Below are 14,265 nucleotides of genomic sequence, written 5' to 3'. Positions count from 1 at the left end.
CGCGGTGCCGCCCCCGGTTGCGCGGGGTGCCTAAGCCGATGGTCAGGCGGTCGCCGGGTCGCTGACGCCCGGGCGGCCGTTCTCCACGTGGCCGGCCAGCCGGCGCAGGAACGCCGCGTCGTGGTCGGAGACCACCGTCAGGTCGTACCAGCGGTGACTGCTGCCCGCTTCCACCCAGTGGGTCTCGCGGCGGCCGGCCTTGACCGTGTAGGTGTCGTGGTGACCGGTGTAGGCGTTGGTGACGGTCAGCCGCACATCGGTGCGCCCGGTGTTGGCCAGGGTCAGCTCCAGCCGTCCGGTGCCCGCGTCGTGACGGGCCGTCACCTCGGCGCCGGCGGAGGCGGCGGTGCCCTTGAAGGCGCGCAGGAAGCCGTTGGGGCCGTGGGCGGTGAAGTCGTACGTGCCGCCGGTGCCGGCGGTCTCGAAGCTGCCGGAGATCTTCTTGCCGGCCTCGGTGGTGAACGTCCAGGGGCCGTCGGTGCGGTTGCCGGAGGTCACGTGGAAGCAGGCACCGGCGCCGGTGCCGCCGCCGAAGGTGAGGGCGATGCTGCCGGCCGAGGCGCTGACCGCGGCGTCCACCAGCGGCGCGTACGGCAGCGGGCGGGCCGGGCGCAGGCCGCTCTCCTGCTTGGGCAGCACCGGGTTGGCCGGCGGGACCGGCACGTAGGAGTCGTGCCGCTTGTTGTCGGTCGGCCGGTAGCCGTCGGTGCCGGGCAGCCGCGGCGGCGCGGTACGGGTCAGGCCGAAGTCGAAGGCCGAGGTCAGGTCGCCGCACACGGCGCGGCGCCAGGGCGAGATGTTGGGCTCGTGCACGCCGAACCGGCGCTCCATGAACCGGATGATCGAGGTGTGGTCGAACACCTCGGAGTTGACCCAGCCGCCGGTGCTCCACGGCGAGACCACGATCATCGGCACCCGCTGGCCCAGGCCGTAGGGGCCGGCCTTGTAGGTGCTGTTGCCGGCGAAGGTCTCGTCCTCGGTGCTGACCGTGGAGGCGCCGCGGCCGGCGGCCGGCGGGGCGAACGGCGGGACGACGTGGTCGAAGTAGCCGTCGTTCTCGTCGTAGGTGATGAACAGCGCGGTCTTGCTCCACACCTCGGGGTTGGAGGTGAGCGCGTCCAGCACCTGGGAGACGTACCAGGCACCGTAGTTCGCCGGCCAGTTGGGGTGCTCGGAGAACGCCTCGGGGGCGGCGATCCAGGAGATCTGCGGCAGCTTGCCGGCCTGGACGTCGGCGCGCAGCACGTCGAAGAAGCCGTCGCCGGCCGCCGCGTCGGTGCCGGTGCGGGCCTTCTCGTAGAGGGCGTCGCCGGGCTTGGCGTTCTGGTAGTTGTGGAAGTACAGCAGCGAGTTGTCGCCGTAGTTGCCGCGGTAGGCGTCGTCGATCCAGCCCCAGGAGTGCGGGCCGTCCAGGCCGTCGCCGATGTCCTGGTAGATCTTCCAGGAGATCCCGGCCTGCTCCAGGCGCTCGGGGTAGGTGGTCCAGTCGTAGCCGGCCTCGCTGTTGTCCAGCACCGGGCCGCTGCCCTTGCCGTCGTTGCCCGTGTAACCGGTCCACATGTAGTACCGGTTGGGGTCGGTGCCGCCGATGAACGAGCAGTGGTAGGCGTCGCAGATGGTGAACGCGTCGGCCAGGGCGTAGTGGAACGGGATGTCGTTCCGGGTCAGGTACGCCATGGTGCCGGTGCCCTTGGCGGGGATCCACTGGTCGTACTTGCCGTCGTTGACCGCCTTGTGGCTGCCGGTCCACTCGTGGTTGAGGCCCTCGATGAACTGCAGGCCCAGGTCGTCGACCTGCGGGTGGTACGGCAGCACGTCCTTGGTGCCGTCGCTCTGGTGCCACACCGACTTGCCGGAGGGGAGCTGCACCGGACGCGGGTCGCCGAAGCCGCGCACTCCGCGCAGGGACCCGAAGTAGTGGTCGAAGGACCGGTTCTCCTGCATCAGGACCACGATGTGCTCGATGTCGCGCATCGTGCCGGTACGGCGGCTGGCCGGGATCGCTGCGGCGCGCGTGATGCTGCTCGACAGGGCGGTGAAGCCCGCGGTGGCGCCGGCGATTTGGAGGAAGCGCCTCCGGTTGAGCTCGGACATGACTGACCTGGACCTTTACGAGTGGGGTTCGGGAGGTGCGGCTGCGGTGTGACGAGGATGATCCCAAGAGCAGCGACAACGGGCGACGCGACGGTGTCGGGCAGGTGAAAGCGGAACGTACGCATCTGGAACAGCCCGACCGCTCACGGCGCGTCGCGAAGGACGTTACGGATGGGGCACAAGAGGGTGGGTGAGCGGCACTTGACCGGTTGTGCCGTCTTCCGGTCACATCGCGTACCGACGGCAACCGGACAGCCCCCGTTCAACTGGGCGTCGCCGAGAGGCGGGAGTCTTCACCGCGGCTTGACGACCCTGCACGTGTCACTTCACCGCCCCTGCACCAAGGAGCAACGATGGTCGCACAGATGGACACGCCGGAGCCCGAGTCCGCCGCGGCGCCGGCCGCGGACCAGCCGTCGGGCAGCCGGCCGGCCGGCGACGGCCTGAGCCGGCGCACGGCGGTGGGCCTGCTCGGCACCGCCGGGGTGGGCGCGGTCGCGGCCCCGCTGCTGACCGCGGGCACCGCTGCGGCCGCGGCGCCGGCCGGTGCCCCCGCCTTCCACCCGACGCCCGACGCCTCCGGCGCCACGCCGGTGCAGGGCCTGCACCTGACCTTCGGCCAGGACCCGAGCAGCCAGATGGTGGTGTCCTGGATCACCGACGCTCCGGTGAAGCGGCCGCGGGTGCTGTACGGCACGCTGGAGCACGGTCTCGGCTCGGGCGCCTCGGCCGTCACCCGCAGCTACAGCGACGGCAAGTCCGGCCGCACCGTGTACGTGCACCACGCGGCGATCAACCGGCTGTCCCCGAACACCACGTACTTCTACGTGGTCTCGCACGACGGCGCCACGCCGGACAGCGGCTCCTTCACCACCGCCCCGCGCGGCCGGATGCCGTTCACCTTCACCAGCTTCGGCGACCAGGCCACCCCCGAGGTCACCTGGACCGCCACCGGCGGCGTCGGCCTGGACGCCAACGTCACCCCGGCGAGCAAGGACATCGTCACCGGCATCGAGCAGGTCGCGCCGCTGTTCCACCTGCTCAACGGTGACCTGTGCTACGCCAACCTGGACGTGGACCGGGTGCGCACCTGGAACAACTTCTTCCACAACAACACCCGTTCGGCCCGGTTCCGGCCGTGGATGCCGGCCGCCGGCAACCACGAGATCGAGAGCGGCAACGGCGCGATCGGCCTTGGCGCGTACCAGACGTACTTCCAGCTGCCCTCCGACGAGACGGACCCGGAGCTGTCGAACCTGTGGTACGCCTTCACCGCGGGCTCGGTGCGGGTGATCGTGCTGCAGAACGACGACAACGCCCTGCAGGACGGCGGCGACGTCTACATCAGCGGCTACTCCGGCGGCCGCCAGCTCGCCTTCCTGGAGCGCGAGCTCAAGGCGGCCCGCTCGGACAAGAACGTCGACTGGGTCGTCGTCGCCATGCACCAGGTGATGATCTCCTCCTCCGACGCCAACGGCGCGGACCTGGGGCTGCGCGCCAAGTACGGCCCGCTGTTCGACCGTTACGGCGTGGACCTGGTGGTCTGCGGCCACGAGCACAACTACGAGCGGTCGCTCGCGGTGCGCGGCGTGGTCTCCGGCAGCGAGACGCTGACCCCCAACCCGGCCTCCACGCGCACCGACGACATCGACACCGGCCTCGGCACGGTGCACATGGTGCTCGGCGGCGGCGGTGTCTCCGGCACCACCAACCAGTCCTTCTTCAAGGACGGCACGGCCAAGGTCATTACCGCGGTGTCCGCCACCGCGGGCTCCAACGGCAAGCGCACCTCCACCTACGTGAAGGAGGAGGCGGTCTGGACCGGCGTGCGCGACACCGAGCACCCGTACGGCTTCGCCGCCTTCACCGTGGACCCGGGCCGCTTCCCCGGTGACGTGACCCGGCTGCACGTGACGTACTACAACGTCAACATGCCGAAGGGCGAGCTGTCGGTGTTCGAGAGCTTCACGCTGCACCGCACGCGGTCCGACGCGCGCCACTGACGCGGGACACTCTCAGGGCGGGCGGCGGGGACCTTTTGTCCAGGCTTCCGCCGCCCGCTTTTCGGTCGTGTGTATACCGAGTATTGTACTGGGTATAGCGGCGACCGAGGGAGGGGTGCGGGTGAGCGTGCGTCACGCCTTGCTGGCCCTGCTCAGCGAAGGACCCAAGTACGGGCTCCAGTTGCGGCAGGAGTTCGAGGCCAGGACCGGGGAGGTCTGGCCGCTCAACGTCGGGCAGGTGTACTCGACGATGCAGCGGCTGGAGCGGGACGGCCTGGTGGAGGCCGATCCGGACGAGCCGGCGCAGCCCGGTCCGCAGCGCACGTACCGGATCACCGAGGCGGGCGACGCGGAGCTGAGCGCCTGGCTGCGCACCCCGCCGCAGGGCGACGCCCCGCCGCGCGACGAACTGCTGATCAAGGTGCTGGTCGCGCTGCGGCTGCCGGGCGTGGACCTGCCCGCGATGCTCCAGGCGCACCGCACCCACACCATCGGGCAGATGCGGCAGTACACCCGGCTCAAGGAGGACGCGGCCGACGACCTGGCGCTGCTGCTGATCGCCGACGCGCAGCTCTACCGGCTGGAGTCGGTGGTGCGCTGGCTGGACGCGGCCCAGTCCCGGCTGCGCGACCACTCCCCCGAGCCGTCCTCCCCCGCACCCGGCCGGCAGGAGCAGCCGCACCGCCACGGAGCGGCGCGATGACCGCGCCGCCGCCCCTGGAACTGCGGGGGGTGTCCAGGACGTACGGCGAGGGCGCCGCCGCCGTGCGCGCGCTGGTGGACGTGGACCTCACCGTGACCGCCGGCGAGTTGGTGGCCGTGATGGGTCCCAGCGGCTCCGGCAAGTCCACGCTGCTGTCGATCGCGGGCAGCCTGGAGGAGCCCAGCACCGGCGAGGTGTTCATCGAGGGCACCGCGCTGTCCGGGCTCGGCCGCAACGAGCGGGCGCGGCTGCGCCGCCGTCACATCGGCTACGTCTTCCAGGACTTCAACCTGCTGGCCGGGCTGACCGCGGTGGAGAACATCGCCATGCCGCTGGAACTGGACGGCGTGAAGTCCCGGGCGGCCCGCCGCGCGGCCGGGCTCGCGCTGGCGGACCTCGGCCTCGCCGACCGCGCCGACAGCTTCCCCGACGAACTCTCCGGCGGCCAGCGGCAACGGGTCGCCCTGGCCCGCGCGCTGGTCGGCGACCGCCGCCTCCTGCTCGCCGACGAACCGACCGGCGCCCTGGACTCCCGCACCGGCGAGGAAGTGATGCGCCTGATCCGCGCCGCCTGCCGCTCCGGCGCGGCGGCCGTCCTGGTCACCCACGACGCCCAACTGGCCGCCTGGGCCGACCGCGTCGTCTTCGTCCGCGACGGCGCGATCGTGGACACGACTGCCCCCCTGCCGGGCCCGGAATCCCTGCTGACCCCGCGCGGCACGGACCTCGACGAGCCGGAGGGACCGTGACCGTACGACAGGAGACCGTCCGGACCCTGACTCACGACCGCCACATCGCGCACACCCTCGGAACCGGCCAGGAACCGCGACCGGCCCGAGGCCGACAAAACACCGTGACCGTACAACAGACAGAGCACACACCCGCGACCAACCACACGGCCCCCGCCCGCGACCACGACACCACACGCCTGGCGGCCCCTGGCCGCACGCACCTCAACAGGCCGGAGGCACCGTGACCGTACGACAGGAGACCGTCCGGACCCTGGCTCACGACCGCCCCATCGCGCACACCCTCGGAACCGGCCAGGAACCGCAACCGGCCCGAGGCCGACAAAACACCGTGACCGTACAACAGACAGAGCACACACCGGCGACCAACCGCACGGCCCCGGCCCGCGACCACGACACCACACGCCTGGCGGCCCCTGGCCGCACGGACCTCGACAGGCCGGAGGGACCGTGACCGTGCAGCAGGACAGGCCCCGGCCGGGTGTCGTGCGCGAGGGGCGAAGCGTGCACGGTGGGGTGCCCGGGCGAGTGGCGGTGGTGCGGTGGTCGTGGCGGATGCTGCGGCGGGAGTGGCGGCGGCAGGTGCTGCTGGTGGGGCTGATCGCGGTGGTGGCGGGCGCGGCGGTGTGCGCGCTGCCCGCGGCGGCGGCCTACGGGGACGATCCGGCGGGGACGTTCGGGTCGGCGCGGCAGTCGGTGCACCTGGAGGCGGCCGGGGGTGGAGTGGACACGCTGCGGCGGGAGATCGCCGGCGCCCGGTCCGCGCTCGGCACCGTGCAGGTGATCGCCCACCGCCAGGTGCCGGTCCCCGGCTCGGCGACCGCGCTGGACCTGCGGGCACAGGACCCGCAGGGGCCGTACGGCGGGGGCCGGCTGCGGCTGCTGGACGGGCGCTGGCCGGGCTCACCCGGCGAGATCGCGCTCACCCGGTCCGCCGCCCAGGAGTTGCGCACCGGCCTCGGCCGTACGGTCGCGGCCGCCGGACAGCGGCTGGCCGTGGTGGGCCTGGTGGAGAACCCGGGGCGGCTGGCCGACACCTTCGCGCTGGCCGCGGGTCCCGGGCCGGACGGCACCCAGGTCGCCGGGCGGCCCGCGACCTCCGCCGACCTCCTGGCCGACGCCTCGCCCGAGGCGATGACCGCCTTCCGGCTGGGGGGCTTCCCGGTCACCGTGCAGGACCGCGGCTCGGCCGGCAGCGACGCCGGGCCCGAGATCCTCGTGCTGGCCCTGGCCACGGTCGTCCTGCTGCTGGTCGCCCTGGTCGCCGCGGCCGGCTTCGCGGTGGCCGCGCAGCGCCGGCTGCGGCAGATCGGCATGCTCGGCGCGATGGGCGCCACCGACCGGCAGGTCCGGCTGGTGCTGCTCGGCCACGGGCTGCTGGTCGGCCTGCTCGGCGCCGCGGCCGGGGCCGGGCTCGGCCTGGCCTCGTGGCTGCCGCTGGCCCCGCGCCTGGCGGCCGGCGCGGGCCACCGCATCGACCGGTACGCGCTGCCCTGGCCGCTGCTCGCGCTGGTCGTCGCGGTCACGGTCGCCGCCCCGGCGGCCGCGGCCTGGTGGCCGGCCCGCACGCTGGCCCGGGTCCCCGTGGTGCGGGCGCTGTCGGCCCGCCCGCCGGGACCAGTGCGGGCCCGTCAGTCGATGTGGGCCGCGGCGGTGCTGCTCGCCGGGGGCTGCGCGGCGCTGGCCGCCTCCCACCGCAGCGACGCGCTGCTGGTGGTGACCGGAATCGTGGCCGTGGTCGCCGGACTGCTCCTGGTCAGCCCGGTGGTGATCCGCGCGCTCGCCGCCGGCGCGGCCCGCGCCCCGCTCACCACCCGCCTGGTGCTGCGCGACCTCGGCCGGCACCAGGCCCGCTCGGGCGCGGCGCTGGCCGCGGTCACCCTGGCGATCGGGCTGCCGGTGGTGATCAGCGTGCTCGCCGCGGTCAGCCAGACCTCCGCGGCCACCGGGAACCTGTCCGCCGGCGACCTGCTGATCCGCACCTCCGCCCGCACCGACCCGCGGGTGCCGCTGCTCTCCCCCGCCGACCTCGCCCGCCGCCAGGACGCGGTACGGCACTACGCCGCGACCCTCGGCGCGAGCGTGACCCCGCTGGTGATGGCGTACGACCCGGTGCTCGCGCCCACCGGTACGTCCGGCGGCGGCCCGGGGCGCGAGGTGATCGAGGCGGGCCGCAGCACCGGCCCGCACAGCTGGGCCGGTGAGCGGCTGTACGTGGCCACGCCCGACGCGGAACGCCGGTTCGGCCTGGATCTCGCCGCCCACCCGGGGGCGCAGGTGCTGACCTCGCAGCCGGGAAACGGCGACCTGACGCTGCTCGGCGCGGCCGGCCGCCGCGACCTGCACGTCCGCACCGTACGGGTGGCCGGGCCCGCCTGGTTCGCGCGGCCCCGGGTCTTCGTCACCCCGGCCGCGGTGGAGGCGGCGGGCTGGCGCACGGTCACCGCGGGCTGGCTGGTCACCGCCCCGCACGACCTGACTTCCGCCCAGCGGGCCGCCTGCTACGCCATGGCGGCCCAGAACGGCCTGGTCACGCAGGTCCGCGACCGGCAGGACGGGCTGAACACGGTGCGCTGGGCGTCGGTGGTGGCGGGCGCCGGGCTCGCGCTCGGCGTACTGGCCATGACGGTCGGCACCATCCGCGCCGAGTCCGCCGCCGACCTGCGCACCCTGACCGCCACCGGCGCGACCGCCCGCACCAGGCGCGGCCTGACTGCCGCCACGTCCGGCGCACTGGCCCTGGCCGGCACCCTGCTGGGAGCGGCGGGCGCCTGGCTGGTCCTGCTGTGCGCGTACGCCGACGGCCTCGCCCCGCTGCACCACATCCCCTGGCTCCCGCTGCTCCTCGCCTTCCCGGGCCTGCCGCTGCTCGCCTCCGCGGCCGGCTGGCTCGCCGGCGGCGCCGAGCCACCGGGGATCGCCCGCCGCCTGCTGGAGTGAGCCTGCTGGAGCGATGAGGGGCCCGCCGTACGGCAGGGGGCAGGCCCGCGCAGGTCACTGCGGCACGCGGAGCCCCGCGACAAGGAGTTCGATCAGCGGGCGAGCGTCGTAGTTCGGATCCCGGTCCGCGCCGATGCACAGGTTCCCGACCCCCCGCATGAGCTCGACGGCTTTCATGCCGGGGCGGATCTCGCCGGCGGCGACCGCGGCGTCGAGCAGCTGGGCGCACACGGGCGCGAGGCGGTCGAGGAAATAGGCGTGCAGCGTGTCGAACTCGGCGTTGCCGGGCTGCAGCACGGCGGCGAGGCCGTGCTTGGTGACCAGGAAGTCGGCGAAGAGGTCGATCCACTGCGCCAGCGCGGCGTGCGGGGACTCGTTGTCCGCCAGCAGCGCGGGACCGGCCTCGGCGCAGGCCTCCACCTGGTGCCGGAAGACGGCGATGATGAGGTCCGCCCGGGTCGGGAAGTGGCGGTAGATCGTGCCCATGCCGACGCCGGCCCTGGCCGCGATGTCGCGCACCGGCGCCTCCACGCCCGAGGCGACGAAGACTGCGGCGGCGGCGTCGAGCAGGGTCTCCTCGTTGCGCCGGGCGTCCGCCCGCTTGGACCGGGTCACGCCCCCCGCGCCCTCGTTCACCGTGCCGCTCCCTTCACCGTCGGGTTTGCCAATCGGAACCGCGCTCCAGCAGCACATTTTCACACCACATTTTCCCGTGCACGTGCTCGTCATGGAGGAATACAGGTATGCAGTACCGCACCTTGGGCCGCACCGGCGTGCAGGTCAGCACTCTCGCGCTGGGCGCGATGAACTTCGGCGCGATCGGGCGCACCACCCAGGACGAGGCCACCGCCGTCGTCGACGCTGCCCTGGAAGCAGGGATCAACATCATCGACACCGCCGACATGTACAGCGTCGGCGAGTCGGAGGAGATGGTCGGCAAGGCGATCGCCGGGCGCCGCGACGACATCGTGCTGGCCACGAAGGCGACTATGCCGATGGGCGAGGAGCGCAACCACCGGGGCAGCTCCCGCCGCTGGCTGGTCACCGAACTGGACAACAGCCTGCGCCGGCTCGGCGTCGACCACGTCGATCTCTACCAGATCCACCGCTGGGACCCGACCACGAGCGACGAGGAGACGCTGTCGGCGCTGACCGACCTGCAGCGCGCCGGGAAGATCCGTTGCTTCGGCTCCTCGACCTTCCCCGCCTACCGCATCGTGCAGGCCCAGTGGGCCGCCCGCGAGCACCACCTGAGCCGTTACGTCACCGAGCAGCCCAGCTACTCGATCCTGCAGCGCGGGATCGAGGCCCACGTCCTGCCGGTGACGCAGGAGTACGAGCTCGGTGTGCTGGCGTGGAGCCGGCTGGCCTCGGGCTGGCTGTCCGGCGCGATCCGGGCGGGCCGGGAGATCACCACCAGCCGCTCGGCGATCCGCCCGGAACGCTTCGACCTCGCCCTTCCCGCCAACCGGGCCAGGCTCGACGCCGTCGAGCGGCTGGCGGAGGTCGCCGACCGGGCCGGCCTGAACCATGATCCAGCTCGCGCTCGGCTTCGTGACCGCCCACCCCGGCGTGACCGCCGCGATCATCGGCCCGCGCACTCTGGACCATCTGCACTCGCAACTCGCCGCCGCCGACACGGTGCTCTCCGCCGACGTCCTCGACGCGATCGACGCGATCGTGGCCCCGGGGCTCGACCTGGCGCCGGAGGAGAAGTTCGACACCCCGCCCGCGCTGCTCGACCCGGCGCTGCGGCGCCGCTGACAGCTGGCCTCCCCGTCAGTCCCGCCCGGGCAGCGTGACCGTGAAGGTCGTCTCGCCCGGGGTGCTGGTCGCGGTGGCCGAGCCGGAGTGGGCGGCGGCCACCGCGGTCACGATCGACAGGCCCAGTCCCGCGCCGTGGCCGGTACGGGAGTGGGGGGCGCGGGTGAAGCGGTCGAAGACGCTCTCCCGCAGGCCCTCCGGGATGCCGGGCCCGTCGTCGGTGACGGCGAGCGTGGTGGCGTGCGGGGTCTGGCGCAGGCGGACCGTCACCTTGGTGCCGGCCGGGGTGTGGGTGCGGGCGTTGGACAGCAGGTTCGCCGCGATCTGGTGCAGCCGGGCCGCGTCGCCCATGACCGTCACCGGCTCCTCCGGCAGATCGAGCGCCCAGCGGTGGTCCGGTCCGGCGGCGCGGGCGTCGTCCACCGCGTCCAGCACCAGCCGGGTCAGGTCCACGCTGTCCCGGGCCAGCGGGCGGCCGGCGTCCAGCCGGGCGAGCAGCAGCAGGTCGTCGACCATGCCGCCCATCCGTACCGATTCGGCGGAGATCCGCTCCAGCGCCCGGCCCACGCCCGGCGGGACCGGGCCGGGGTGGCGCATCGCGAGTTCGGCGTGGCCGCGGATGGCCGCGACCGGGGTGCGCAGCTCGTGGGAGGCGTCGGCGGCGAACCTGCGCAGCCGCTCCTCGCTCGCATGCCGCTTGGACAGCGCGTTCTCGACGTGGCCGAGCATCCGGTTCAGCGCCGCGCCGACCTGTCCGACCTCCGTGCGCGGGTCGGTGTCCGGCACCCGGTCGGGCAGCGTCACCTCGCCGCTGTCCAGCGGCAGCGAGGTCACCGAGGTCGCGGTGGCCGCCACCCGGCGCAGCGGCCGCAGCGACAGACGCACCCACACGGCGCCCGCCGCGCCCGCGACGATCAGCGCGCCGCCGAAGACCGCGGCCTCCACCTCCACCAGCCGTTCCTCGGCCTCGTGGACACCGCGCATCGACATCCCGGTGATCAGCACGTCCCCGTCGTCACCGGGCGTCGCCACCACCCGGTAGTCGCCGAGCGAGGACAGGTCCAGGACGTGGCAGCGGCCGTCCACCGGGACCGCGGCCAGCGTGGCCCGGTCGTGGGCGGTGAGCGCCACGTCGGTGTCGCCGCGGGAGCGGACCACGGCCGCGGCGGTGACCCCGCCGTGCAGCAGCCGCGCCCCGAACGTGCCGGGGGCCTGGCGCCGGGTGTCGGCGTACTGGTTGTCCTTGTCCGGCTCCCCGGGCACGCCGGCGGAGTGTTCCAGGCTGGCCGGGAAACGGCTGCCGGCCGCGGCGATCTGCTGGTCGACGCGCTCGGTGAGGAAGGACCGCAGCGCGACGACCGCGGCGATCCCGACGGCCGCGCAGCTCAGCGCCAGCAGCACCACCAGCCCGCAGGTGAGCCGGGCCCGCAGGGTACGCGGCACCAGCCGGCCCGCCGGGAAGCGCCCGGAACGCGCCCGGCCGGCCGCGAGACGCGGGGGGCGCGACCGCCCGGCAGCCAGGCGCGCCGGACGCAGCCGCCCCGCACCAAGCCGTACCGGACGCGGCTGACCGGCCGGGGTGGACCCGGGACGCGACTGACCGGCGGCGGTGGACCCGGGACGCGGCTGACCGGCCGCGGTCGGCGGGGGACTCGGGCGCCCCGCCTCCAGACGCGCCGGACGCAGCCGGCCGGCGGCCAGGCGCGCGGGGCGCGGCCGCCCGGTCCCGGGGCTCGCCGTGCGTGCCCGCCTCACCATGCGGCCGCCTTGAGCAGGTAGCCGGCCCCGCGCACGGTGTGGATCATCGGCTCCCGCCCGGCGTCTATCTTGCGCCGCAGGTAGGAGATGTACAGCTCCACGATGTGGGCCTGGCCGCCGAAGTCGTACGACCACACCCGGTCCAGGATCTGCGCCTTGCTGAGGACGCGGCGGGGGTTGCGCATCAGGTAGCGCAGCAGCTCGAACTCGGTCGGCGACAGGTCCACCAGCTCACCGCCCCGGGTGACCTCGCGCGCGTCCTCGTCCATCACCAGATCGCCCACGGCGAGGACGGCCGCGCCGTGCTCGCGGGCCCGGGTCATGCCGGCCCGGCGCAGCAGCCCGCGCAGCCGGGCCAGCACCTCCTCCAGGCTGAACGGCTTGGTGACGTAGTCGTCACCGCCCGCGGTGATCCCGGCTATGCGGTCCTCCACGGAGTCCCGGGCGGTGAGGAAGAGCACGCACACCTCCGGCTGCTCGGCGCGGAGCTGCTTGAGCACGGACAGCCCGTCGCCGTCCGGCAGCATCACGTCGAGCACGACCGCGTCGGGGCGGAAGGCGCGGGCCTCGGCCACGGCTCCGGCGACGTCCCCGGCGGTGCGCACCTGCCATCCCTCGTACTCCAGGACGCCGGAGAGGACCTCGGCGAGGTCCGGTTCGTCGTCGACGACCAGGATCCGGACCGGGGAGCCGTCCGGGTGGGTCAGCGGGTGCTGTGCGGTGCTGTTCATGGTGGTTCCAGGATCCACGGCCGCGGTCGCCTGCGGGACACGACCGTCTCTGGAATCCCTGTGAATCAGGGCACTCCGGGCCCCTTTCAGAGCTCGCTCAGAGGAAGCCGCCGCACAGTGGCTGGGACAGGCCCGCGAAAGGAAACCACCGCATGAGCACCACGTATCCCCCTCGACAGGCGCGCCACGCCGTGGCCGCGGGCGGCAGCAGGTCGCCCGCGGCGGTGGTGCTGGTCCTGGCGTGGGCCGGCGCGGCGGCGGCGGTCGCCCTCTGGTGGCACGACACCAGGGCGGTGGTCGGGCACGCGGACTGGCTGCTGGGCGCCGGCCGCATCGCCGGGCTGCTCACCGGCTACTGCTGCGCGCTGCTGGTCCTGCTCATGGCGCGGATCCCCGCGCTGGAGCGGGGCGTGGGCAGCGACCGGGTGGCCCGCTGGCACGCGATGGCCGGCCGCTACACGGTGTGCCTGCTGATCGCGCACATCGTGCTGATCCTGTGGGGGTACGCCGCCCAGGCGCACGCCGCGGTGCTGCACGAGTCCTGGACGGTGATCTGGACCTACCCCGACATGCGCAAGGGCGCCCTCGGCGGCCTGCTGCTGCTCGTGGTCGGCGCGGTCTCGGTGCGCGCGGCCCGCCGCAGGCTGCGCTACGAGACCTGGTACTACCTGCACCTGCTCACCTACCTGGCGATCTTCCTCGCCTTCTGGCACCAGCTGGCGCTGGGCGCGGACTTCGTCGGCAGCACCGGCGCGCGGGCGTTCTGGTACGGGCTGTACGGCGCGGCCGCCGCGGCGGTGCTGTGGTTCCGGGTGCTGGCGCCGGTACGGCTCAACCTGCGGCACCGGCTGCGGGTGCACTCGGTGGTGCCCGAGGCGCCCGGGGTGGTGTCGGTGCTGGTACGCGGCGAGCGGCTGCCGGACCTGGGGGCACGGGCGGGGCACTTCTTCCGCTGGCGGTTCCTGGCGCCGGGGCTGCGCTGGACGGCCAGCCCGTACTCGCTGTCGGCCGCGCCCCGCCCGGACCTGCTGCGGATCACCGTGAAGGCGGTCGGCGGCCACAGCGCCGCGCTGGCCCGGCTGCGGCCGGGCACCCGGATCTGGGCGGAGGGCCCGTACGGGGCGCTGACCGCGGCCCGCCGCAGCCGCGAGAAGGTGCTGCTGCTGGCCGGCGGGGTCGGGGTGACGCCGCTGCGGGCGCTGTTCGAGTCGCTGTCGGCCCGGCGCGGCGACCTGACCCTGGTCTACCGCGCGCGCACCGCCGAGGACCTGGCGCTGCGCGGCGAGCTGGAGTCGATCGCGGCGGCCCGCGGCGCCCGGCTGATCTTCGCCCTGAACGCGCCCGACGGCCGCCGCCCGGTGCTGACGGCGGCGGGCCTGCGCGCCACCCTGCCGGACATCGCCCAGCACGACGTCTACCTGTGCGGGCCGCCCGGCATGACCCGCGCCTCCTACGAGGCACTGCGCGCGGCGGGCGTGCCGGCCCGTCGTATCCACCACGAGTCCTTCGAACTGTGAGGCCGA

Annotated in this window: 9 protein-coding genes and 1 pseudogene; 6 read left to right on the top strand and 4 right to left on the bottom strand. The window is 74.1% G+C overall.

Going from position 1 to position 14,265, the window contains the following annotated elements:
* Positions 1 to 42: 42 nt before the first annotated feature.
* Complete coding sequence (locus ITX44_RS01875) at positions 43 to 2,094, bottom strand: phosphocholine-specific phospholipase C (RefSeq protein WP_205355153.1); 2,052 nt, start codon at positions 2,092 to 2,094, stop codon at positions 43 to 45.
* Positions 2,095 to 2,447: 353 nt separating this feature from the next.
* Between ITX44_RS01875 and ITX44_RS01870 the strand changes: the two genes are divergently transcribed.
* From ITX44_RS01870 to ITX44_RS40665, 4 genes are all read left to right on the top strand, one after another.
* A complete protein-coding gene (locus tag ITX44_RS01870; RefSeq protein ID WP_236059697.1) occupies positions 2,448 to 4,097 on the top strand; it encodes a purple acid phosphatase family protein in 1,650 nt (549 codons plus the stop codon).
* 121 nt (positions 4,098 to 4,218) lie between these two features.
* The gene (locus ITX44_RS01865) at positions 4,219 to 4,800 is read left to right on the top strand and encodes a PadR family transcriptional regulator (RefSeq protein WP_205355152.1); all 582 of its coding nucleotides are present in this window, start codon (positions 4,219 to 4,221) and stop codon (positions 4,798 to 4,800) included.
* Positions 4,797 to 5,549 carry an ABC transporter ATP-binding protein gene (locus tag ITX44_RS01860; protein ID WP_205355151.1) on the top strand — a complete coding sequence of 251 codons (753 nt, stop codon included), beginning with the start codon at positions 4,797 to 4,799 and terminating at the stop codon, positions 5,547 to 5,549. Before ITX44_RS01865 ends, ITX44_RS01860 begins: the two co-directional genes overlap by 4 nt.
* A 450-nt stretch (positions 5,550 to 5,999) precedes the next feature.
* The gene (locus ITX44_RS40665; protein ID WP_205355150.1) at positions 6,000 to 8,489 is read left to right on the top strand and encodes an FtsX-like permease family protein; all 2,490 of its coding nucleotides are present in this window, start codon (positions 6,000 to 6,002) and stop codon (positions 8,487 to 8,489) included.
* Between the two features lie 54 nt (positions 8,490 to 8,543).
* Here ITX44_RS40665 and ITX44_RS01850 read toward each other — a convergent pair whose 3' ends face one another.
* A complete protein-coding gene (locus ITX44_RS01850; protein WP_205355149.1) occupies positions 8,544 to 9,182 on the bottom strand; it encodes a TetR/AcrR family transcriptional regulator in 639 nt (212 codons plus the stop codon).
* A gap of 50 nt (positions 9,183 to 9,232) precedes the next feature.
* Here ITX44_RS01850 and ITX44_RS01845 point away from each other — a divergent pair.
* Positions 9,233 to 10,253, top strand: a pseudogene (locus tag ITX44_RS01845) (aldo/keto reductase).
* 15 nt (positions 10,254 to 10,268) lie between these two features.
* Here the strand turns inward: ITX44_RS01845 and ITX44_RS01840 are convergent.
* Positions 10,269 to 11,696, bottom strand: coding sequence for a sensor histidine kinase (locus tag ITX44_RS01840; RefSeq protein ID WP_307795035.1), 1,428 nt, complete (start codon positions 11,694 to 11,696; stop codon positions 10,269 to 10,271).
* 308 nt (positions 11,697 to 12,004) lie between these two features.
* Entirely contained in the window at positions 12,005 to 12,742 is a 738-nt protein-coding gene (locus tag ITX44_RS01835; protein WP_307795034.1) for a response regulator transcription factor, read from the bottom strand.
* Between the two features lie 152 nt (positions 12,743 to 12,894).
* Between ITX44_RS01835 and ITX44_RS01830 the strand changes: the two genes are divergently transcribed.
* Entirely contained in the window at positions 12,895 to 14,259 is a 1,365-nt protein-coding gene (locus tag ITX44_RS01830; protein WP_205355147.1) for a ferredoxin reductase family protein, read from the top strand.
* Positions 14,260 to 14,265 lie beyond the last annotated feature (6 nt).

Source organism: Actinacidiphila acididurans (genome assembly GCF_016918855.1).
In the GTDB taxonomy this organism is placed as follows: domain Bacteria; phylum Actinomycetota; class Actinomycetes; order Streptomycetales; family Streptomycetaceae; genus Actinacidiphila; species Actinacidiphila acididurans.
Note: the sequence above shows the minus strand (reverse complement) of the source record. Positions and strands in the feature narration are given on the sequence as shown.

What these genes read in the sequence shown, in the direction of transcription:
- ITX44_RS01875 (WP_205355153.1), bottom strand. Translation starts at nt 2,094, where the DNA reads ATGTCCGAGCTCAACCGGAGGCGCTTCCTCCAAATCGCCGGCGCCACC.
- ITX44_RS01870 (WP_236059697.1), top strand. Translation starts at nt 2,448, where the DNA reads ATGGTCGCACAGATGGACACGCCGGAGCCCGAGTCCGCCGCGGCGCCG.
- ITX44_RS01860 (WP_205355151.1), top strand. Translation starts at nt 4,797, where the DNA reads ATGACCGCGCCGCCGCCCCTGGAACTGCGGGGGGTGTCCAGGACGTAC.
- ITX44_RS01850 (WP_205355149.1), bottom strand. Translation starts at nt 9,182, where the DNA reads ATGTGCTGCTGGAGCGCGGTTCCGATTGGCAAACCCGACGGTGAAGGG.
- ITX44_RS01835 (WP_307795034.1), bottom strand. Translation starts at nt 12,742, where the DNA reads ATGAACAGCACCGCACAGCACCCGCTGACCCACCCGGACGGCTCCCCG.
- ITX44_RS01830 (WP_205355147.1), top strand. Translation starts at nt 12,895, where the DNA reads ATGAGCACCACGTATCCCCCTCGACAGGCGCGCCACGCCGTGGCCGCG.